Here is a 21,231-nt window from a genome sequence, read left to right as displayed (position 1 = left end):
TATTAGAGATGATAGAAGTATACTGAGCATCGACCTTTGAACGCGAACGGCTATGCAACCAGTTGACTTCACCACCCTTACAGCTACTTGTAGCGAAATACGCGCTAACTGGCTGCCCTCGCGCACAGAACAGGTTTATCAGCGCGATCGCTACACTATTGCCATCGCATTACGCACCCTGAAACAGCGTGATTGGCTACAGATTTCTTGGCATCCCCAAGCTGCACATATTTGCATCGGCGATCCGCCACCGCGATCGCCAGATACTTTTACTTTTAGCCAACAATTAATACACCAATTGGGTGGTTTGGCCCTGGTAGGTATTGAAGCGATCGCCCCTTGGGAGCGTGTTATCGATTTGCAATTTGCCCGTCGTCCAGGAGAAAGCGCCTTATATCATGTCTATGCAGAAATCATGGGCAAATATAGCAACGTCATTCTTACCGATGCCAGCAATATAATTATCACCGCAGCCCATCAAGTAAGTCAGCAGCAATCTAGTGTCCGTCCTATCCAAACCGGACAACCTTATGAAACACCACCCAAACTGACTGGAACTGTCCCCAGTTTGAGCGAATCCCAAGAACGTTGGCAAGAACGGGTAACTTTAGTGCCAGGAGCAATCAAGCGGCAATTGCTGAAAAGTTATAGTGGTTTGAGTGCAGCATTACTAGAGTTAATGCTGCTAGAAGCAAATATCGCACCAGAAACATCCACCGATACTCTCAACCCCGACGATTGGCGACGGCTATTTGAGCGTTGGCAAGAATGGCTGCAAGCTTTAGATTCCAAGAAATTTCAACCCGCTTGGACAAAAGATGGCTATACCGTCATGGGTTGGGGTGTAGTTGAAAAAGTTAAAGATATCCAGGAGTTGCTCAACCGTTACTACAGTAACCAAATTGACCAACAGCTATTTTCCCAATTGCGCCATCAGTTAAGTCAGAAATTGAATAATATTCTGACAAAATTACGGAATAAAGCTCAAACCTTTACAACGCGCTTGCAGCAATCAGATCGAGCCGATGAATATCGACAAAAAGCTGATTTATTGATGGCTCACCTGCAAAACTGGCAACCGGGGATGAAAGAAATTATCCTTGCTGATTTTAATACAAATTTGCCAGTAGCGATCGCTCTGTTGCCAGAGAAAAATGCCGTCCAAAATGCCCAAAGTCTTTACAAACAGCACCAAAAGCTCAAACGCGCTCGTTCTGCTGTTGAACCGCTACTGTTAGAAGTACAGACAGAAATTGAGTATTTAGAACAAGTAGAAGCTGCGATCGCTCAGATAGATACCTACCAAACATCTGAAGATTTACGAGCTTTAGAAGAAATCCGCGAAGAGTTGATTGGGCAAAAGTATCTAGAAGATCCAGAATACCGCAGCCGTAGCGCAAATGAACCTCCCAGCACCAACTTTCATCGTTACCTTACCCCCAGTGGTTTTGAAGTATTAATCGGCCGCAACAATCGCCAAAATGACCAATTAACCTTTCGTGTAGCTGGGGATTATGACATCTGGTTCCACGCTCAAGAAATTCCAGGGAGCCATTTACTCCTACGGCTAGAACCCGGTGCTGTGGCAGAAGAAGCTGATTTGCAATTTGTAGCTAATCTTGCAGCTTACTACAGTCGTGCCCGTCAAAGCGAGCAAGTGCCAGTAGTTTATACCCAGCCAAAACACGTCTACAAACCCAAAGGAGCAAAACCGGGAATTGCCATTTACAAGCAGGAGAGCATCCTCTGGGGAAAACCACAAATAGTCATTGGTCATTAGTCATTGGTCATTGGTCATTAGTCATTGGTCATTGGCAGAATGAAAAATTACATCTTTTCCCCTGCTTCCCCTGCTTCTTCTGCCATCTATACCCTGCGATTTGCTGAATTACTCTAATAGATAGAGGCTTTTAAGTTTTGCTCATATCTTTTTTTGATGAATATTCAGGAAAAAACTGTGTTGACTGTTACAATATTGTTAAGAAAAGTTGCCCGTTGCATTTTGGGAACGCGCAATTGGGTTTTAACTCTCTTGAGAAGACAACGCAAAAAACATTTTCTAGACCAGCTGTGGGAGGCTGGTCTTTTTGTCTTCACCTACTAACCATATATTGTGATGATGGGATATTGGGCTTAATTGAAGCGATCGCCTGAAATAGATTTTACACTTAGGTGCATTTAGCTCTTAACAAATGTCCACTCCAACACCTTGATGGGGGCTGACTGAAGTGCTTGACTCAGTTCAGCGCTGCTTTCAAATTTTACCTGAAACAAGTCACAGGCTTCGACGTTGACCGCAAATTGTTTTTCCCGATCCGGACAAGGTTTGACAGTAACTAAGCCATCAAGACGCTGCATGATGTCGTAGCGCTGCTCGTTGGGGCCTTTGCCTTTGCTAATTTCTAAAAACCGCTCATCGTTAGGTAGTTCCTGCTGACAGAGGATGAGAGAAAGGCGATCGCACCATTGCATAAATGCACAGCCTGCATCAACCCATACAGACTTTTGCGGTTTTGGCCTATCAGCTGGCTCATATCATAATATATAGCAGAAAGGCTGTTTTGATTTAACGTTGCCAAAGCAAAAAGCTCATTGGCCTTTTGCTTCAGACAGTGCATTCAATGCCAGGAACCGGACTTGAATCGGTGACACGAGGATTTTCAGTCCTAGCTCAAGTTTACTAAAAAGTCATACACAGCAAGTATTCTACGTTAAACACTTATCTATAATGTTCCACTGGATGCAAGTCTACTGCGATAATAGTACTGTAGACACGCAAAACAGAGGTTGATATGAGAGAAATTACACCAAGGAATAATAAAGGAGCTATCATCATTCGATTCACTTTTAGCGGTAAGGAATATTGCTTTAGCCCAATACCGGGTAGCAAGTATTTTGACCCACTAGCACTTGCAAAAGCTGAGGAAATTGCTAACCGTATTCGCCAAGACTGCATAACCGGGTATTTTGACTCTACATTGACAAAGTACAAGCCAAATGCACTCCAAGGCAGAACAAAGGAAGCAGCCATCAGAGATGCTGAGGAAGCAAAGGAAATTATTGCTGCAAGGCTGTCAGTGAATGCAGTCGATTTATTGCAATTGTTTGAGGATTACACGCTGTTCAAATCTAAAACTTTGAAATCTAACAGCATGATTGACTACGACCGCATCAAAAACAAGATTAAAAAATGTCCTCATAAGCTCGTTAGAGACGCTGTAGATATAATGCAATGGCTAGTAAATGACCACAAAGGTACATCCACTAGCAGCGTAGAGAAGCAATGGAAATTAATAAATGCTTGCTGTAAATGGGGTGTTGCCAGTGGTAAATTACAGTCAAACGCTTTCGAGAAACTTAGAAATTTAATTCCATCGACGAAAAAATCAGCTACTCAAGATGACATTAACCCGTTTAACGATGGTGAACGTAAGCAGATTATTCAAGCGTTCTACGTGAGTGACAACTATAAATACTATGCCCCCTTGGTAGAATTCCTATTTATTACAGGTTGCCGTCCAGAAGAAGCGCTAGCACTGCAATGGAAGTATATAAAGGGAGGAAAGGTAACATTCTGTCAGAAGTTAACAGCAAGTGGTGAGATAGAGTCAGGTACTAAAACACAAAGTAAACGCTCTATTACGGTCAATGAACGGATGGCATCTGTTATCAGGGATATTAAACCAGAAAAATATTTACCAGATGATTTCGTATTCCCAGCCAAGAAAGGCGGGTTTATTGACTGGCATAACTTTGCTAATAGAGCATGGAAGTCAGTCCTTGAGACTCTACCAGATATCGAATATAGGAACCCTTACCAGATGAGACATACTGCTATAACAATGATGGTTAGGAGTGGTGTTGATAGCGTAGTTGTAGCCAAATGGGTAGGTAATTCCCCTAACATGATTGCTAAGAGGTATTTAGGTGACGTTAGTGATGTTGTGATGCCGAATACTTAAATTTTGAACTTGACAAGGTTCCATCTGAATATATAGTTTGCACTAAATAGGAGTTTGAGCAATGGCAATCAACAAAGCAGAGTTATACGGTGATTTCTTTACTATTGGAACCTTTGAACGTAACTCATTTGTGTGTTCTGGCTTCGTAGTAGATGCGCGTCCATGTGAGGGTGAATTTTGGATAATCCGAGGTACAGATGAAAAGTTTAAGAACCTCAGTGATATGAATGTTAAGTGGCAAATAGTTGTACAGGGCGGTAAGCGGGAAGCAAAACGATTAGCGATAAAAGCATACGATATCTATTTAGACTTTGGGCGCTTCCTTGCGACACATGAGGACTACTTAGAAGTAGAGGAGGAATGTATTAAGACTCACGATGTACAGGGGTTGCGTATGATAGCAGCACTATACCAAGGGGATGATAAATTGGACTACAAGAAAAAAATTGAAAAGCTCATTAAGGTTAAGGGGCTAAACAAGCCACACGAAAATGCAGTAAGGATAATCGAAAGTGGAATTATCAAGTGATACCCTCTAAAATAAAGTGACACTTTTTATGTCAAAAAAACTGACAAAAAATATGACACTAAAACTGACACTTTAAAATACAAGGGTATATCCCATAAAAAATACCCCAGGAAAGCAACATTGCGGTCTTGGGGTATTGGTTTATTTGAGTGAGACTTAACTAGTGAAGCTAGCTGTTGGAACAGTAGAAACATTTAGTGCCGTTTTGCTAATTCTTATTTCATCCAAGTGTCCGTTCAACCCTGTACCAAAGGCTCCGTTACCAATTATCACATTACCACTGCTTGCCCAATCCCCAGCATTTGCACTTCCAATGTTGGAACCATTGAGCCATAAACTTGTATTGATGCCAGACTTTTTGAGTGCGATGTAATTCCAACTACTGGCAATAGGCGAAACGTTTCCGTTTACCGTGGTATTACCAAACTGAAGCGATAGTACATTATTGAGAACATACACAACCGGATAGTTACCATTAGTAGATGGTGGACGGAAATCAATAATATTTTGCCCTGATGATATGTTGTCGGTATAGAGAAAGAATTCTGCCGTACAGTCCCCAGCACCAATATTAAAATCTGTTGACGAGAAAACTAGCTCATTATTGCCATCAAAACGTAAGGAACTACTATTGAATTTTTTGATGTCTGTTGAAATGCTAGCGGTATTGGTGCTAGGCGTTCTACCGTAACTACTGCTGTCGCTTGCGTTTCCATGCAATAAAAGAAGCGTGTTTGTGTTTGTTCCGGCGCTACTGCCATTACCGCTACCCGGTGAACCACCATTATTCGATAATCCTGCCAGCAAATCAGCCTTAGTAATTCTATAAGGAGTGTTTGTTGCAACATCAATCATGAATACATAATCGCTATCTGTTGCAGTAGTTCTAGTCTCTACTGGTAATACCAATCCCGATGCATTTTGTTCTTTGTAAAGTGGCATTGTTTCATCCTTCTATTAAATCGTTGATATCTACTACTTCCCTGTACTGAACGATGCTGCCAGTAATAACAGTTACCGTCTCACTCACTACATCAGCTTCTATTATCTCCCCATGCGATATTCCGCCTTTGTCATCGTAGTACCTTACCTTCTGTCCCATTCGTATCTCTATCATTTCGTATTCACTAGACTCGCTACTTTGCAACAGTGGGCTTATAAATAACATTCTTCTTTTTCCCTGTAATATCTACTAAGTTTATTGGTGGAACGTTAACGCCTACATTAAGGTAAGCATGAGTGAATGTCACTATCCCAGTTTTGATATTTGTTGTTGGTACTGTGACAAGTTTGTTGTTAATTTCTAGACTTGTTCCCGCAATAGGTGGCTTTTCTATTGGTGTACTTCCCGCACGTAAATAAAGTTCGTTAAACGGATGATTTTGTATTAGCAGAATACTTTCTATTACCCTTATTGCTTCACCTAAGTCTGTTACATCGAGCTTAAGTTGATACCCATGCTGGAAGTCGCTATAGGTAAAGGTTTTAGTGCCTTTGTGTATCATAAAAGGTACACCTGCGAATTCACTATATACTTGTTCCGCAAGGTGTTTAAAATAGATATCTGTTGCAAAATCCGTAACAGTTTTATTCATGAGTCTAAAGCTTATTTGCATCGATAGAGCATCAACAATTTCACCCTTGGACTTGAGCTTGTTTTGCTTACGGTAAAACTTAAGAACTACTTCGGGTCTATATCTTCTCTCTCTTACTTCACCTTGTAATTCACCATAGACTATCCCTAAATCTCTACCATTGAATTGTTTATTCGTTGTTAAAGTTTGTACTATTTGTCCTTTCAATATCTCCTCTTGACCACCTAATACAATTTTCTCATCTGGCACTGTTGCGTTAGGAGTTAATTCTACATATTTCTCTTGTCCAAGTACGTTTATTGCTTCATTGGCAAGTGCTTGTTGAGCAAGAAATGAGTCAACACTGTTTGTTACGACATAACCAGCCTCGACGCAGGATTGAGTTGCTTGTAGTATTAACTGTTGACCAAACAGTGCGCTTGCTCCTTCTTTGCCAAATACAAATTCCTCTAGTTTTTTCGTTTCCCCTGCGAACGACCATGGTTTGCTATTTTCCACTCCCCAGGATGATATAGCATTTGTCAATGCGCTCCCACCGAAGTTACTTTTAAAAAATGAACTTGTAGCTTTTATGAGTTTTCTAGTGTTTTTGTATGTGCCTATAAGTACCGCTTGAATTCCTACTTGAAGTGCTTGTGTTAGTAAGTTACCAAGATTTTGAAAAAAGCCTTCTACGAACTTCTCACTTACTTTTGTAAGCACCATTGTACCGAGTGCTTCGTTAAAGGAAAATATCACTACACCCGGTAAAAAACCACAAGTGGTATAGCCTACTACTTGACCCAACGTCTGCCCCAATGTACCAGCGAGTTGAGTGAATCCCGCCTTTATAGGAGCGTCTAGCTCGGTATCGCTAGCATTCCAGTTGAAATTCCAAATAGCTAATACTGCTGAAAAACAGAAGCCCCAGAATGTATTCCATGAAAATTGTACCAAGCCTGCGATTTTGCTAATCACAAAACCGTCAAGTGATAGTAACCCGCCAAGAAAGTTACCAACTGTACCTAGCGCACCATTGCTATTACTACCTTGATGTATGAGTTCCAAGCCTTGGACTACCCTTTCACCTATTTGGGTGCGAGTAATTCTAGACTCAAGTGCTTCTGTCAAAATCGTTAACGGAATTCCCATATATACCCCTTTTTAAAAGTGTCAAAAAAAGTGACACTTTTATAGATACCTATCACAATGCTTTTAGAATATTGCCGATTTGAGTAACGGCTTGTTGCGTAATCACATCTTTTGTTAATGACGGAGCTTGCCCTGTTTGTGCCTGTGTTACCACTGCTTTCCTTGCCTCATCGGCTGCGGTTTCCGCGGTTACTCCCACTTGTCTTACTATTGGTGCTTCGTTGATAGGATTGCCCCACGGGTCGTATACATCTGTTACGCCTGCTGTGTGGACAAATCCTTGTTGAACTTCTTGAATGAACTGATTAAATGATTCTTCCTTGATAGCTGCATGGGTATTAGCTACCGTCTCAACATTGTTAATAAAGTTGTTAGCAAGAGAAATTGCTGCATTAGCACCCACTTGCCTCCAATTTTGAGCATTCCATCTTGCTGCCATTGTGAGCAATGCTTTTAAGTCATCTTGTAAATCTGTAGTGTCCTTATTCTCATAACTCGTAATCGTTGTATTTGTTTCTTTGAAGGTTTCCGCCAAGCTTTGTCCGTTGGGGGTAAAAAGGCAGGGTATTGTTCTGCTTACTTGTTCAAGTTTATAGCCCAAAAATTCAGCGTTAGCATGAGCAATATCGTAAGTTTGCATTGCAAGGTTTTTTGTCATGCCTATCTCACCGAGTGTTTTTATTACACCGATGAGTGCAGCATGAGTATCCCGTTTTGTTGTTATTAACAGTCCCAATATTTCTGCTAATGTTTCCGCTTGATTGGGTAACTCTAAATGCTGGTCTTTACTGTTGCTGTCTGTCGGGTCAGCTTTGATGGTAAGCGGTATAGGGTACTGCCCTGCCAAGGCATCCATCTGTTTTGCTTGCCATATCAACATTTCGGCAAGGCTATTAAGTGTTATCTGACGCGGTGTTTTACTTGCAAAATTGTCAGGTACGCTCGCAGGTAAATTGCCAACACGCTGTAACAACAATCTCAACAATGCATCACTATTTTTCTGTCCGTCGCAACACATACATTTGCAGTCCTTCTTTTTTGGTGGTGGTGGGGGTTCTATTGTTGGTGCGTTAGGAGTGCAACCTACACAGTTCGTAACGACTATATCCCAAGGAGTAGGAAGTGGTGTAGTGTAATCCATTAGCCTCGGTAAATTGGGTGTAATCCATCCTCCATTGTTTTGAATTTCTTGATAGCTGAAAGTGATATTGCAATAAAAAAGAGTAATACCATCTCCTGTTGCAGCGCCATCATCATTTACTGTATAAGGCAAAGAGTATTCAATGCGTAAATCAGTACTGTAAGGTTCAAAATAGTTCCTAGCATTGTTGCCGTCTGATGAACCCGACTGAGGCTGCACTCTCAAGTTAACGGGACACTGTGTGCCGCTAATCGTACATTCTCCAATTCCCGCACCACCAAATAAATCAGCACCTTTTTGATAGAAAGCGAACCTAATATTTATGGGACAATCACACTTGCCACCAACGTAAAAACTATTTGGTGTAGGTGGAGGTGGGATAGGCTTTTGAGGTGGTGGAGCGCATAAAGGATTACGAACTGTAATTCGTACTCTTGGATAGTTCACAAGCAAGTTGTCTTGTGGCTCATAGTCGAGCGAGAGATTACAACTGTCAAACTTTACATTCCCATTGAAGTATAAATCCGCAAAAGTGTTATACCTTATCAAGTTTTTTGGCTGAAATATGCCAAGTATCGGCTTCGGTGCGCTTGGTGGTGGATTACTAATAGTTACCTTTAAAGGATTGGAAAACCCTTTAAAAGGATTTGCGAAAAATCCCATCAATTAAACTCCCTGATGTTGATGCTTGCACTGCCACTGGAAGTTACAGCCCAGTATTGTCCCGTGTAAATAGGCTTTGGTGCTTCGTAGTAATCACCAGGATTAAGTAATACCAAATAACTGCTGCTGCTAACACTTGGGATAGTATCGACATAAACAACTTCAGAACTATTGTTAAAAAATGAGATGCCATTTCTCGAAGTATTGTTGTTAACAATTGCACTTGCAGTCGTTGTAATAGTATTGTCGATTTTGCTGCCACTACTAGAGACACTTTCGATTACTAAGTTGCGTGTAAGGTCAGCACTCACCGTTATAACGTCGCTGCCATTGCTGCTATTTTGCAACAGTCCATAGCCTACGTTGCGTATCTGCAATCCCAACATACAGTTATTCCCAAGCTGTTGATTGTCGAGAGTAAATTCCTTGTATGGATAAGGACTTGGATTTGTGAGTGAGTATGATTTTATCCTCTGATATACATTACCGATGCCAACTTGTATTAAGGCATCAAGTTGCACTCTGTGTCCTTGCCATTCAAGGTTTATTGCAGTGAGTAGTTGCTCGCTATCACTAGCGTCTAGAGCAAATGTAGGGAATGCCACTATTGGTAGGCTATAGATATAGGCTATGGCATTGATATTACTTAGCACGAGAGACTCATTTATCACCCTATAGCCATTGAGAATAAACGGAGCATAGGTAAATAATGGGTGTACCGTAGCACCACTATCGGCATTTAATGTCACCGACACTTTTGAGGTGATACTGAAGTTTTCTATCATCTTTTTGCTCTACTACGAGAGAAACTTTTTAAATAGGTTAAGCCGTTTAAAAGTTTTTTACAAGCCCCGACTTAAAAACAGTTTTTTGAGGGTATTGACGGCTTACGTGAGTGCCGCTAATGTGGTGTTTACTCGCTCTTGTTAAGCGATTCAGACACACTCTTAAGGCGAACAAAAACATGGCTGCTACTGCTGATTTAACACTTACTGAAATTCAAGCTAAATGCACCACCAGTGCCGTTGCAACATACATCGGTGCGATGAGTGCGCTACCTACTGGTATCGGCTTGTCAGAATTCCTCGCAATCTTTTTGCAAAGTGCAGCCGTCGCACAGGTTGCCAAGAACAGCGCGAATACTGACGCTAGTACAGCAGGTAATGCACTAGCTGCATACCCATTACCCACCACAGGGACTGTCCAAACAGATACCACCAATAACCTTCAATACTACACTTCCACCTACCAGCTAAACGTGTTGTCTGACGTATCCCTTGGCAATACCGTCGCATCTTACGTTTAATTCTTTCTGACATCAATAGGTAGGATAAACCCTACCTATTAAACATTACTTGGTACAAATTCATGGCAGACAAACCATTAGGTCGAGATTATTTTGCAATTTTGCGGGAACAGCAAGAAATTCAGGGTGGTAAAGAAATTAAGCCATTAGGATTCTTCTCTTGCATCCAAAGCACTACTCGTTTTTTAGGATTACAAGCTAAAGCAGTGTCGGCGGGTTCTATCATTACCTTTACTCGAAAAAAAGCAGTAAAGCGTTCAGAGATAAGACCGGATGGCACAAAGCTAGATGCAAGCGTAGCAGACAAAGCCGAGGGTGGAAGCTCTACGAATATCGCGGTCGAGGCGTCCGTAGGGATGAGGTCTTACTCGAAAGGGAGTAAGTCTATTGTTCTTAAGACTGGCAAGCCCATTACAGACGGTGCGGCTAGGAAAGGCAGTTACCATACGGTATCTTTTCGCTTCCCACAATTTGCAACAAATCTCATTATCAGCAATGCATTGGGGCAGCTACTCAATGCTGATACTGTTGCACATACTCCTAATGAAGAACAAATTTTCCCGTTCTTCATTAGTAGTGGTGGCAAGCGTTATCCTATCGCTACTGCTGCTGCTGCAACCTCCAAGAACATCGAGAAAATCGCTACTACCAACAATGGAATAGCTGAACTAGCATCCGAAGCGGGAACAGGCGTAGACGTAGAGCCATCACAAGGGTAAGTAAATGGGTACTTATGGCGTATCGACCGATTGGAAGTTAATGGTAGACACATCTCGTAGGAGTGCCACTGATGCAAATGGTGGTCTTATCTCAATACCACCAATAGAGCCCGATGTGTTGTTCACCTTTAATACAATCGGTATATACGTTTCAAGTGCTACTGCAAGACCTACATGGTATAGAGCAGGTAATTTATATCAATCGCAATTCGTGCCATTTGGCAGCGCTGGGTATGCTGAGGCTGATGCTTTCCCGGCAATCCTTAACAGGTATCAGATACACCGATTTACTCAGTTGCCAGATATCGAAGTAAGCTACTTGATATCGTTTACACCGCAATTCTATATCAGTGACATAAGGTTGCAACTGTGGCAGTACATTGGCACAAATCAAGGCGCAACACTTGATAATATCCTTACTGCCACGCAGCAAGGAATACAGCAAACGAAAAAAGCTCAAACTTCTCTTAATCAACTTTTGAAAAGGGTAAAAGCATGAATGCCAACACTTTGCGTATTATTCAATTAGCACTAAGTCTTATCGGGGAAGGCTTTCAAGTGCTAGGTCAAACAAAGGTTATTAAACCTAACACTGCCAATACTGTGGCGACTATCGCTAATGTTTTGCTTCAAGCATTACAACCTACTCCACAGCAAACCGTAGATACTCAACACAATGTAATTGAGGAAAACACCCATGCCGTCTAGACCTTATTACGGAAATTTGCAGCGTCAACGTATCCTTCCCGCAGGATTGGTGTCGTCTTTAAGTGAAGCTCAGAGAGTTCGCACGATGAAGGATGAATTAAAAGCCAAGAAACCTATTGTTGTGGTGATTCCTGCCCCAGTACAGCCTTCACCAATCCCCTCTATGACGCCAGCTAGCGAGGTCAAGAATGAGAGCTAAATTAAAAGTCAAAAGTGTTACAAACTACGACAACTGTAACCAAACAGCCAAGTTAGAAGCTGTCACGAATACTAGTGAAGAAAACAAAGATTTTTGGAAGTTCACACCTCATGCTGAATTAACAATAAATGTTTGTAACACTGAAGCGCAAGACTTTTTTGTTGCTGGGCAAGAATATTATTTAGACTTTTCGTCTGCCAAAAAAACCGAAAAATAGCACTCTTCCTTTCTCACACACCACACCCTATCAATTACCTCCCTTGATGTATTGGTAGGGGATTTTTATATCTACGATAGGATGCAAAATCAATGAGAGTAAAAATACAATGGATAAACATTTTGCGAGTGAAATTATGGGCACACTACTGACAATTGGAGTACCACTAACAATATTGCTTCTCAAGGAGATGATCGATAGCAGAAAACATCGACAAGAGCTTGCAAAACAGCAAGAACGACGAGATGAGGCAATGGCTTACGACATCGGAAGTCTCAAGGCTAATAGTCAAAAAAATAGTGGTGTACTCGATGATATTCAGCATGATATATCGGAGGTAAGAGAAAGACTTGTGAGGGTAGAAACGAAAATTAGTATATAGGGTATACCTGTTTTTAAAAGTGTCAGAAATAGTGACAAAAAAACTGACAAAATAAGTGACAAAATAAGTGTCACTTTTCTAGAGAGGTATACACCCATAAAAAACACCACAAGTATTAAACCTGTGATGTCGCTAAAACTATTGATATTACGTTATTGATGTTTTTTCTTAAATGACTCCATCCCTAAATAGAAGGCAGCGAACGATATTTATTCTCTTGTTTTGCTTGATTAATAATTTCCTTGCAAGCAATCGCTAGTTCAAACCCTTCAGGATTAGCATCGTAAAACGTCTTAGCTTCTGTCACTAAATCACTGGATACTTCTTGTAGCTCATGTTTCTTGCGGTTTAGAGCATTTTCCATGTCCTTGATTTGTTGTTGTATAGAGGCTTTTTTGGTGATAAGTTGGTTTATTCTTGCTGAGGTTATGGGTAGTAATTGTGGCTTTGGGGCGATGGCAGGATAACTGCCAGTTTTGCGAATAGATGGTAGAACTTCACTAAAAACCCAGTCTTGAAATTTTTCTGCTGACTGTAGCTTGCTTCCGAAAATTAACTGATAAATACCTGCCTCCTCAAGCACGGTTACTGACTGTATTCCTCCAGGTGTTACCATTTCGGTAACACCTTTGTTCTTTGAGGATACCTTCGTTGATACAGTTTTACTTGGGTCAGAATATCCAAGTGCTGTTGCAACATCGTTGGCAATTGGCTTACCTTCAGCAAAACGAATTTTATTTGAATCGAAATCAAAAACAGATAAGTTGCTCATTTTGTTTTTATTAGGCTTGTGTGTTGAAGTGATGTTAGAACCTGTTGTCAACAATATCTATGTTGCCTGTAATTGATTAACACTCATACTTAGTACAAACAGTCAGAAAATGCTCATCAATATCAAAGGAGTATTCACCCACATAGAAGTCAACTAAAAAACCGCTTCTTTTAGCAGTCGTTATAGCCATAGTGTATTGCCAGTTGCTAGCATCACAATCTATGCGGTAATTCAGTTCTGTAATTATTCCCATGAATGAGTCATCCTCTATAGCCTCTGGCATTGCACTGCCATCCCATCTAACCTGTTGTCCTAACTTATAGAGAGGAGCGGGAATCGATACGGTAGATGAATAGACAGAGAGTAAGTTAACGGTCATAATAATGTAGCTCCTAGCGTAGTAATGTTACGTGAGTGAGAGATTGTCATCGGTGAGTTAGAGCCTCATACGGTGACATTTTTTATTGTTGGCAGTTTAAAGACTTGCTTAGGTCACAAAAACTGTTAATCAGCTTGTGGTTTGTCGTCGTGATTATCGCCTTGGGTATCGGCGTAAATCTTGGTACTATCGATGCCTAGTCTATTCAGAAGTGTCCTGAGTGTGGTAACTAGCTTCCGTGCTTGCTCATAACGTGGTGAAGTACTTTTCTCTTCACAGATTTTTTCCCACGTACTAACCTCTTTCTCTAAGTCGATAAGAAGTAAGTAAATGTCGTCCAGCTTGTCAGCAAGTGAAAGTGGTATCCACTTTTGAACTAACTCACTGTTATATTTTTTTTTCCTCCCTGAACCTGGCTTTCTTGTACCGCTACTTGGAATACCTCTAGGTGACATAATCTCCTTTCTTGCATGTGATAGGCATCAACAGCGCTATGGAATCGATTGACCTCTGAAACCCTTGCCGTTATTTGCTTATATCATTTATGTCACATTAAAAAATGAATGTCAATTATTTTTGTGATAAAAATGAAAGAATAGGCTGAAACGTATACTGTGACTCAATAAAGATTCTATGCCATAGGAGTTTATTTACTTTTCTTGCCATTGATACCTCTATTTTAAAACTGTCACTCTCATGTGTTTTGTAGGTTCACCATATTTCTTAGGTCTACCACCACACGCTGCACGTTTACCGGTCTTGGGAACACCTCTAGGTATTAACTTATCCCTCATTATATTTGTGATGATTTACGAAATATTTTTATCTATCACTCCCATTACCTAGTTGAGTACCTTTATCAACTCGCTTTTTAAGTTTCTCGATGTTTGTAGTTAGAATGGATTCAAAATCAATATCAAATTCACTCGCAACTAGCACCAAGTAAGCAGTCACATCACCAAGTTCTTTCACCAAGTCATTTTTGAAGTTTTCAGATTTTTCATCACCTCTAAAATGCCTTTTTATAATTCCCATTACCTCGCCAACCTCTTCAGATAGCCCACTACTATAAGTGGGTAGAGCTTTGTCCGTACCGTATATAGAATAGTGCTGGCTAATATTCACTATTTCAGCTTGGTACTCTTTAGGGGTTATTCTACAAATCTCTGTACTGTTCATACAATCATTCCTTTCATAAGTAGATTACAAACTCATCACCATCTATAAACTCGATAATCAAATCATTGTCCTCTCATATTTTGTATTGCAAGTATTCCTGCTACTCTAACCTTATCGAAGCTGCGCAATGACTCGCCCACACCTGCGGTATAGTACTCATCTCGTTCCTTATACTTCCAGATACGGCGCACTCCACTGGATGACAAATAATCGGTTACTACAGTTAGTTTGTTCATATCCATTGTTGTTGATGCCCTATTTACAAAAGTGTCAGTTTTTTTGTCATTTTAAATGTCACTTTTTATGTCACTTAAAGTGACACTTTCCTGAAAGGGTATACCCCTACTTCTTTAGTGGATTCGAGAAGTACTTATTACCATCCCCATAAGCTTCTAATATTTCACTGCACTTAATAGCGTGTTTCACTACATCAGGATGACTCGCAACGAGTGCTTTAGCAATTGCCACTTCCTCTATCCTGATGCCTTGTAGTTCGTTACGTATTGATGCCAGGCGTATCTCAAGTGTCCTCACCTCATCTTGTAGCTTGCCCTCCTTGGCATTGAGTGCATCAAGCTTTGATGTGTCAATGAGGGTGAGAGAGTTTATGGGCTTCTCTTGCACTTGCGAGTACCCTGCGAGAGTATGCATAAACTTGCGGATACCAAGTTTTGCAAACTGAATAGCAACATCGGGGTTGTCCCTGATTATCCACTCAGCAATGATACTTTCAGTTAACAAGTTGTGGGCTTGTGTTCCTCCCCTAGTCTGTATTTCAGCCGTTTTTATCTCCTTAAAGTTGTGGGCTTTAACTCTCTTGCTGATAGCCTGTTGGCTTAAGCCTGACATACGAGCGTAGCTACTGATAGAAGCGAAAGCCTCACCAGTGATGTTATCGATATAAATTTCCAGTCCGTCGTTGTTGTAAGCTACTAAATTTGTCATTTATCTATCCTTTGGTGATTTTGATAGCAGTTTACCGACGTGCTGAGGTCGTGTAATGATAAGTAAAAAACGTATGTCCTATTAAAACTTAATAACTAGCGCTTATCTATCATCAACATATAAGTAAAAAGTGAGCGATCGCAAGTATCGTAATAATTGCAACTTATCATTCACCTACTCATAAGAAAACACCCTACTTTTTGCGGTAAGGTGTAATTTTTGCTTATATGTCTTGATAGATATCAAATATTTTTTTCGGCTTGCAGTGAACTTGCATCCACATAAAAGATACGCAGCATATCATCTCTCAGCATGTGTTGATAATTACCCATACCTGTACTGTAGGCAAAAGTTCTTATTGCTTCTAATGCTGTCAACTAGGTATTTTACTGGATGCAAGTCTACTGCAAGTGGAAGCAGGATGCAAGTTGTGTTTTTGTCTGAAAAGTATGCCAGGAACCGGACTTGAACCGGTGACACGAGGATTTTCAGTCCTCTGCTCTACCAACTGAGCTATCCCGGCTGGGGCTTTTGTGAGCCACGATTAATAAATGTAGCAAACATCCAAGAATATAGCAAGCCCTTGGAGAAAAAAGATTTAGGCAGCTTTCAAATTCAACTTAAACCAGATGAAAACCGCTACAAATAGCAGAAATTGGACAAGAACAATACTTGGGCCAGAAGCAAAGTTGAAAATGCCTGAGACAATGATGCCAGCAATGCTGCTAATGGAACCAACTATCACCGATATAGCTAGAAAGCGGCTAAAGTGGTGACTCATCAATTTGGCGGTAGATGCGGGAATAACCAAAAAAGCGTTCACCAGTAAAACGCCGACAGCTTTAATCGCTACAGCAACGGCAAGCGAAAGCAAGACTACAAAGATGTAGCGGTACAACTGGACGGGAATACCTTGAACTTGTGCTACATCGGGGTTAAGGGTCAATAATATTTGCTGTCGCATGGTTGAGAGTAAAAATATGCTACCTCCCATAAGTACCAGCAACGTCAAAATCAAATCTGTGGTGTCGATCGCTAGAATATCGCCGAACAGCACAGCCATCAAGTTGCCACGATATCCTTTAATTAGGCTCGTGAGAATTAAACCGATCGCTAATGCCCCAGATAGCACTATGCTAAGGACGCTATCGCTACCTAAATCGGTTTTGTCGATGAAGTAGAGGACAATCACCCCGAAAACCAAGGTAAAAGGTAACAGCATCCAAGTAGGATTTATTTGTAGCAGCACGCCTAACGCCACACCTACTAATGCTGCATGACCAACCGCGTGGCTGAAAAAGGATAACTGGCGCAAGGTGACAAAACTACCCAACATCCCACCAAGTATTCCCATTAACACAGCACCAACGATCGCACGCTGTATAGAGGGAAGTTGTAACAACTCTAGCAAGTCATTACTACTAGCGATCGCTAGCCTTGCTATCTGACAATCATTGAATAAATTCATACTTATGGGCATTTAATGTTGGTGCTGGTAGCGACTAAAACCTGGGCCGTAGGTTGCTAACAGGTTTTGCGGTGAGAGGGCAATTTCTGGCTTACCAGTACAAACAATGCTTTGGTTGAGGCAAAGCACGCGATCGCAATGGCGATTTACCATATCAATATCATGGGAAACTTGTAATACCGTCCAACCCTCCTCCCGCTTTAATTCATTTAGCAAAGCGTAAAAATCTGCTGAACCTTGCACATCAACACCAGCAAAGGCTTCATCCAATACCAACAGTTTCCGAGGCATTACCAAACAATAAGCTAACAACACCCGCTTGAGTTGACCGCCGCTAAGAGTACCAATAGCTTGATGCTGTAAATGATAAGCATCGGTTCGCCGTAAAGCTTCTACTACTGCTGCCGATTTTTCTTTATCTTGTCTCCACAGCTTGGAGAAAAATAAATCTCCCCTTTTCCATTCCTTAGCCCATCCCAGTCCCACCAATTCGCTAACAGAAATAGGAAAACTGCGGTCAAAGATGAAATTTTGCGGCATATAGCCCAACAAATGACGCAAACGCCCCAGCCTTGCAATTGGGCGACCGAATATTTGAATCGTACCAGCACTTCGAGGGATCAAATCTAAAACCGCTTTTACCAGAGTACTTTTACCAGCACCATTGGGGCCAACTATGGCTGTATCTGTTCCCGGCAATAATTCAAATGAAACATCTCGAACAGCGAGATAACTACCTTGATAGACAGTTAATCCTTCTACTTTAAAAATAGCAATGTCATTAGTCATTGGTTATTGGTCATTGGTTATTGGTCATTGGTTTTCACAAAGGACAAATGACTAACTTATCTACATGAAGTTTCTAGAATTTGCAAGTTAGCTTTCATCGCCTTAAAGTAATGTTGTGGATCTGTTTCGCCAGTTTCCAGGGAATCCAGAGGACGCAAAGTTAACTTCAAGTCTTTTGAGAGGCTACTTAGGAGTTTGTTATCTACTCCTGGTTCGCTAAATAAAGCTTTAACTTTGTACTTTTTTACAGCATTGACCGCATTTTGTACATCAGTTGGTGAAAGTTGATCTTCGGGAATTTGCACCACAGCAACTTGTTTGAGGTTATAGCGTTTAGCTAAATATGGAAACGCATCATGAAAGGTAATAAAGGTACAACTAGGAGTTTTCTGTAAAGTCTGCTGAAATTCACCGTTTAAACTTTCTAATTCTTTAATATAAGCCGCAGCATTAGCCTCGTAAGTAGCTTTATTTGCCGGGTCAGCAGCGATTAATCCATCCCGAATATTAGTTACCTCTTGTTTTGCCAAAACTGGATCTAACCAAACATGAGGATTACCTTGGGGGTGTTCGCGATCTTGTTCATCTTTCCCTGTTTTCACAACAGGTGAAATTTCATTTAAGGGTTTAATACCATTACTGGCATCAATTTCAACTAATTTGGCGTTTTGGGCATTTTTGACAGTATTTTCCAGAAATCCCTCCAAACCTAAACCATTTTTTACTAACACATTCGCAGTTGCGATCGCTTTAACATTTTCAGGTGTCGCTTGGTATTCATGTACCTCCGTACCCGGCGGTACTAGAATTTCGACATCTGCCACATTCCCAACAACTGCCTTAGTAAACAAATATATCGGCAAAAATGTCGTCACTACTTTAGTTTTCCCTAACTGCGCTACTGGCGTGGATGTAGTCGCCTGTGCTGGCGGCGACTGTTGAGAAGTTGATCCCTGATTCGGATTCGATTGGCTACAGCCACCAGTCATTGACAACATTAACAGAGCAATTATGGACAATATGCCCCTTCTTTGTCTGCCTATTTTCAGTCCTCTGCAATTCCCCATACAGTGTTTTCTCCTCAAAATGGCTGCAACGCCTGCCTCTGTCAAAAGGAATTTTGACAATGAGACTTATTCTAAATTTATACTATAATAATTCTCATTCTCATTCAAGACACATAATATTATTCTGAGTTTTCTGTGTAATAAGTAACAACAAAATTTTTCAGATGGTACAGCCCTCAGTAATTTAGTTTTCTCTGAATAATTAGGAATTCTTGACTTTTTTTGTTAAAAAGTTTGCTTACTTCTGATAAGATTACTGACAAATATTCTTATGAAAAACACGTTCAAAAAAACGTGTTTTGGGTGTGAATTGGAGATCAGTGTGAGGAGAAAAATGCAAAAATTCTGTAAATATCTGCTAGTTAGTCCAGCAGTTTGCTGTGCATTGCTATTTGTGAATACTGCTGCATTTGCAGGTGAAACATCTAGTACGTCTGAAATCAATCAACCGCAAGTTTTAGCTAATCCAGACATCAAAGCTGAGAACATAGCGCCAGATCGGGCAATGGCACAAGTTACTTCTGTGTCTCAATTTTCTGATGTACAACCCACCGACTGGGCATTCCAAGCATTACAGTCTTTAGTTGAGCGTTATGGCTGTATTGCCGGATACCCAAATAGCACTTATCGCGGTAATCGGGCATTGACGCGATATGAGTTTGCTGCTGGTTTGAATGCTTGTCTCGATCGCGTTAACGAACTGATTGCTACAGCCACAGGCGATTTAGTTAAGAAAGAAGATTTAGCCACATTACAAAAACTGCAAGCAGACTTTTCAGCAGAACTGACGACACTCCGAGGTCGTGTAGATGCAGTAGAAGCTAAAAGTGCTGAATTGGAGACGCATCAATTCTCAACCACAACCAAACTGAATGGTGAAGTGGTAATTGCGATCGCGGATGTCGTAAGTGGAAACACAGTTAATGGTCAAAAAGTCAACCAAAATGCTGTCCTTGCAGACCGGGTACGTCTGAACCTCGACACCAGTTTCACGGGTAAAGATTTACTCAGAACACGACTTCAGGCAACAAACCTAGACCCCTTCTCTCAGACTGCTACCTTTACACCAGAAGGTGACTTCCGATTTGCTGGTGGTAATAACAGTAATGGAGTTGTGATAGATGCATTATTGTATCAGTTCCCTCTCGGTAGTAAAACAGGCATCACCCTGGAAGCAAACGCAGGTGCAATTGATGATTTCACTAACACCGTCAACCCATACTTAGATGGGGACGGTGGTAGCGGTGCCCTTTCCCATTTTGGAACTCGCAACCCAATTTATTATCTAGCCAATGGTGCTGGTATCGGAATCAAACACGAGTTCAGTGATAAGCTCGAACTAAGCTTGGGGTATTTAGCGAATGATGCTGCTAACCCTCAACTAGGCTCTGGACTATTCAATGGTGCTTATGGTGCTATGGCACAGTTAACTGTTAAGCCTAGCAACCAAATTACCCTTGGTTTGACCTACCTTAACGCCTACAAAAATACTTTTTTTGCCAATGGTAGTGGTGGTAGCAATAACGCTAATGACATATTGGAGAATGCTTCTAGTAACTCCTACGGTATAGAAGCATCCTTTCAACCTAGCTCAAAATTTGTGATTGGCGGTTGGGCTGGCTTGACCAAAGCTCGCGTCCTTTCGGTTACTCCTGGCGATGCTGACATCTGGAACTATGCCGTCACACTGGCTTTCCCCGATCTTGGGAAAACAGGTAACATTGCAGGCATTATTGTGGGTATGGAACCTAGAGTTACCAGCGTGAGCAGTTCTCTCAGCAATGCGGGTATTAATAAAGATCCAGACACTTCATATCACATTGAAGGTTTCTATCAATATAAGCTGAGTGACAATATCAGCATCACCCCAGGAGTTATCTGGCTAACAGCGCCAGATCATAACAATCAAAACGATGATATCGTCATTGGTACAGTACGAACCACATTCACTTTCTAATTCAATACTGTTCGGTTAAGGCAAGAGACGCGATGAATCGCCGTCTCTACAATAATCAGTCTTTCGTAGAGACGGCGATTTATCGTGCCTTTGTGATGATTTATATCATGTTCGCTTGATTAC

25 protein-coding genes, 1 tRNA gene and 1 pseudogene are annotated in these 21,231 nt (G+C 41.2%); 11 read left to right on the top strand and 16 right to left on the bottom strand.

Features of this window, described 5'->3' with window-relative positions; translation table 11 throughout:
* Nucleotides 1-52 precede the first annotated feature (52 nt).
* Nucleotides 53-1,780, top strand: a complete 1,728-nt coding sequence (locus CDG79_RS25695; RefSeq protein WP_094344658.1) for an Rqc2 family fibronectin-binding protein — start codon at nt 53-55, stop codon at nt 1,778-1,780.
* Nucleotides 1,781-2,178: 398 nt separating this feature from the next.
* Here the strand turns inward: CDG79_RS25695 and CDG79_RS25690 are convergent.
* Nucleotides 2,179-2,493, bottom strand: a pseudogene (locus tag CDG79_RS25690) (DUF3891 family protein); the annotation flags it as partial.
* A gap of 299 nt (nt 2,494-2,792) precedes the next feature.
* On the opposite strand from CDG79_RS25690, the gene CDG79_RS25685 reads away from it, so the two are divergent.
* Nucleotides 2,793-3,962, top strand: coding sequence for a tyrosine-type recombinase/integrase (locus tag CDG79_RS25685; protein ID WP_094344656.1), 1,170 nt, complete (start codon nt 2,793-2,795; stop codon nt 3,960-3,962).
* A 61-nt stretch (nt 3,963-4,023) separates the two neighbouring features.
* Nucleotides 4,024-4,491 carry a hypothetical protein gene (locus tag CDG79_RS25680; protein WP_094344655.1) on the top strand — a complete coding sequence of 156 codons (468 nt, stop codon included), beginning with the start codon at nt 4,024-4,026 and terminating at the stop codon, nt 4,489-4,491.
* A gap of 156 nt (nt 4,492-4,647) precedes the next feature.
* On the opposite strand, the gene CDG79_RS25675 is transcribed toward CDG79_RS25680, so the two are convergent.
* The 5 genes from CDG79_RS25675 to CDG79_RS25655 are packed head-to-tail and all read right to left on the bottom strand — an operon-like array spanning nt 4,648 to nt 9,806.
* Nucleotides 4,648-5,433: a LamG-like jellyroll fold domain-containing protein gene (locus CDG79_RS25675; RefSeq protein ID WP_094344654.1), complete on the bottom strand. Its 786-nt coding sequence runs from the start codon at nt 5,431-5,433 to the stop codon at nt 4,648-4,650.
* A 4-nt stretch (nt 5,434-5,437) separates the two neighbouring features.
* Nucleotides 5,438-5,593 (bottom strand): hypothetical protein, encoded by a 156-nt coding sequence (locus CDG79_RS42765; protein ID WP_189525131.1) that lies wholly within the window; start codon nt 5,591-5,593, stop codon nt 5,438-5,440.
* Between the two features lie 34 nt (nt 5,594-5,627).
* On the bottom strand, nt 5,628-7,217 hold the full coding sequence (locus tag CDG79_RS25665) for a hypothetical protein (protein WP_094344652.1): 1,590 nt from the start codon (nt 7,215-7,217) through the stop codon (nt 5,628-5,630).
* Nucleotides 7,218-7,269: 52 nt separating this feature from the next.
* Nucleotides 7,270-9,021: a hypothetical protein gene (locus CDG79_RS25660; protein WP_094344651.1), complete on the bottom strand. Its 1,752-nt coding sequence runs from the start codon at nt 9,019-9,021 to the stop codon at nt 7,270-7,272.
* Nucleotides 9,021-9,806, bottom strand: a complete 786-nt coding sequence (locus CDG79_RS25655; RefSeq protein ID WP_094344650.1) for a hypothetical protein — start codon at nt 9,804-9,806, stop codon at nt 9,021-9,023. The genes CDG79_RS25660 and CDG79_RS25655 overlap by 1 nt, the downstream gene beginning before the upstream one ends.
* A 179-nt stretch (nt 9,807-9,985) precedes the next feature.
* On the opposite strand from CDG79_RS25655, the gene CDG79_RS25650 reads away from it, so the two are divergent.
* The 7 genes from CDG79_RS25650 (at nt 9,986) to CDG79_RS25620 (ending at nt 12,552) form a co-directional block, all read left to right on the top strand.
* Nucleotides 9,986-10,327 carry a hypothetical protein gene (locus tag CDG79_RS25650; protein ID WP_094344649.1) on the top strand — a complete coding sequence of 114 codons (342 nt, stop codon included), beginning with the start codon at nt 9,986-9,988 and terminating at the stop codon, nt 10,325-10,327.
* A 62-nt stretch (nt 10,328-10,389) separates the two neighbouring features.
* Nucleotides 10,390-11,046: a hypothetical protein gene (locus tag CDG79_RS25645; RefSeq protein WP_094344648.1), complete on the top strand. Its 657-nt coding sequence runs from the start codon at nt 10,390-10,392 to the stop codon at nt 11,044-11,046.
* Between the two features lie 4 nt (nt 11,047-11,050).
* Complete coding sequence (locus CDG79_RS25640) at nt 11,051-11,545, top strand: hypothetical protein (RefSeq protein ID WP_094344647.1); 495 nt, start codon at nt 11,051-11,053, stop codon at nt 11,543-11,545.
* Complete coding sequence (locus CDG79_RS25635; protein ID WP_094344646.1) at nt 11,542-11,754, top strand: hypothetical protein; 213 nt, start codon at nt 11,542-11,544, stop codon at nt 11,752-11,754. Before CDG79_RS25640 ends, CDG79_RS25635 begins: the two co-directional genes overlap by 4 nt.
* A complete protein-coding gene (locus tag CDG79_RS25630) occupies nt 11,744-11,953 on the top strand; it encodes a hypothetical protein (RefSeq protein WP_094344645.1) in 210 nt (69 codons plus the stop codon). Before CDG79_RS25635 ends, CDG79_RS25630 begins: the two co-directional genes overlap by 11 nt.
* Nucleotides 11,943-12,170, top strand: coding sequence for a hypothetical protein (locus tag CDG79_RS25625; protein ID WP_094344644.1), 228 nt, complete (start codon nt 11,943-11,945; stop codon nt 12,168-12,170). The genes CDG79_RS25630 and CDG79_RS25625 overlap by 11 nt, the downstream gene beginning before the upstream one ends.
* A 136-nt stretch (nt 12,171-12,306) precedes the next feature.
* The gene (locus CDG79_RS25620; protein ID WP_143855581.1) at nt 12,307-12,552 is read left to right on the top strand and encodes a hypothetical protein; all 246 of its coding nucleotides are present in this window, start codon (nt 12,307-12,309) and stop codon (nt 12,550-12,552) included.
* Between the two features lie 184 nt (nt 12,553-12,736).
* Here the strand turns inward: CDG79_RS25620 and CDG79_RS25615 are convergent, their stop codons facing one another.
* From CDG79_RS25615 to CDG79_RS25570, 10 genes are all read right to left on the bottom strand, one after another.
* Complete coding sequence (locus CDG79_RS25615; protein WP_189525129.1) at nt 12,737-13,375, bottom strand: BRO-N domain-containing protein; 639 nt, start codon at nt 13,373-13,375, stop codon at nt 12,737-12,739.
* 25 nt (nt 13,376-13,400) lie between these two features.
* Nucleotides 13,401-13,703: a hypothetical protein gene (locus CDG79_RS25610; RefSeq protein ID WP_094344641.1), complete on the bottom strand. Its 303-nt coding sequence runs from the start codon at nt 13,701-13,703 to the stop codon at nt 13,401-13,403.
* 125 nt (nt 13,704-13,828) lie between these two features.
* Nucleotides 13,829-14,158: a hypothetical protein gene (locus tag CDG79_RS25605; protein ID WP_094344640.1), complete on the bottom strand. Its 330-nt coding sequence runs from the start codon at nt 14,156-14,158 to the stop codon at nt 13,829-13,831.
* A gap of 367 nt (nt 14,159-14,525) precedes the next feature.
* On the bottom strand, nt 14,526-14,882 hold the full coding sequence (locus CDG79_RS25600) for a nucleoside triphosphate pyrophosphohydrolase family protein (protein WP_094344639.1): 357 nt from the start codon (nt 14,880-14,882) through the stop codon (nt 14,526-14,528).
* Between the two features lie 342 nt (nt 14,883-15,224).
* A complete protein-coding gene (locus CDG79_RS25590) occupies nt 15,225-15,827 on the bottom strand; it encodes a hypothetical protein (protein WP_094344637.1) in 603 nt (200 codons plus the stop codon).
* A 242-nt stretch (nt 15,828-16,069) separates the two neighbouring features.
* The gene (locus CDG79_RS44945) at nt 16,070-16,204 is read right to left on the bottom strand and encodes a hypothetical protein (RefSeq protein WP_262985829.1); all 135 of its coding nucleotides are present in this window, start codon (nt 16,202-16,204) and stop codon (nt 16,070-16,072) included.
* A 73-nt stretch (nt 16,205-16,277) separates the two neighbouring features.
* A tRNA-Phe gene (locus CDG79_RS25585) sits at nt 16,278-16,350 on the bottom strand.
* 75 nt (nt 16,351-16,425) lie between these two features.
* Nucleotides 16,426-17,295 (bottom strand): metal ABC transporter permease, encoded by an 870-nt coding sequence (locus tag CDG79_RS25580; protein ID WP_094344636.1) that lies wholly within the window; start codon nt 17,293-17,295, stop codon nt 16,426-16,428.
* A gap of 12 nt (nt 17,296-17,307) precedes the next feature.
* A complete protein-coding gene (locus CDG79_RS25575) occupies nt 17,308-18,084 on the bottom strand; it encodes a metal ABC transporter ATP-binding protein (protein WP_094344635.1) in 777 nt (258 codons plus the stop codon).
* Between the two features lie 56 nt (nt 18,085-18,140).
* On the bottom strand, nt 18,141-19,151 hold the full coding sequence (locus CDG79_RS25570) for a metal ABC transporter substrate-binding protein (RefSeq protein ID WP_143855580.1): 1,011 nt from the start codon (nt 19,149-19,151) through the stop codon (nt 18,141-18,143).
* Nucleotides 19,152-19,485: 334 nt separating this feature from the next.
* Here CDG79_RS25570 and CDG79_RS25565 point away from each other — a divergent pair, with 334 nt between their 5' ends.
* The gene (locus CDG79_RS25565; RefSeq protein WP_094344634.1) at nt 19,486-21,108 is read left to right on the top strand and encodes an iron uptake porin; all 1,623 of its coding nucleotides are present in this window, start codon (nt 19,486-19,488) and stop codon (nt 21,106-21,108) included.
* The last annotated feature ends 123 nt before the right edge of the window (nt 21,109-21,231 follow it).

The sequence above is a fragment of the Nostoc sp. 'Peltigera membranacea cyanobiont' 232 genome, assembly GCF_002245985.1.
Lineage (GTDB): Bacteria > Cyanobacteriota > Cyanobacteriia > Cyanobacteriales > Nostocaceae > Nostoc.
This window is presented reverse-complemented; position numbering and strand designations above follow the sequence as displayed.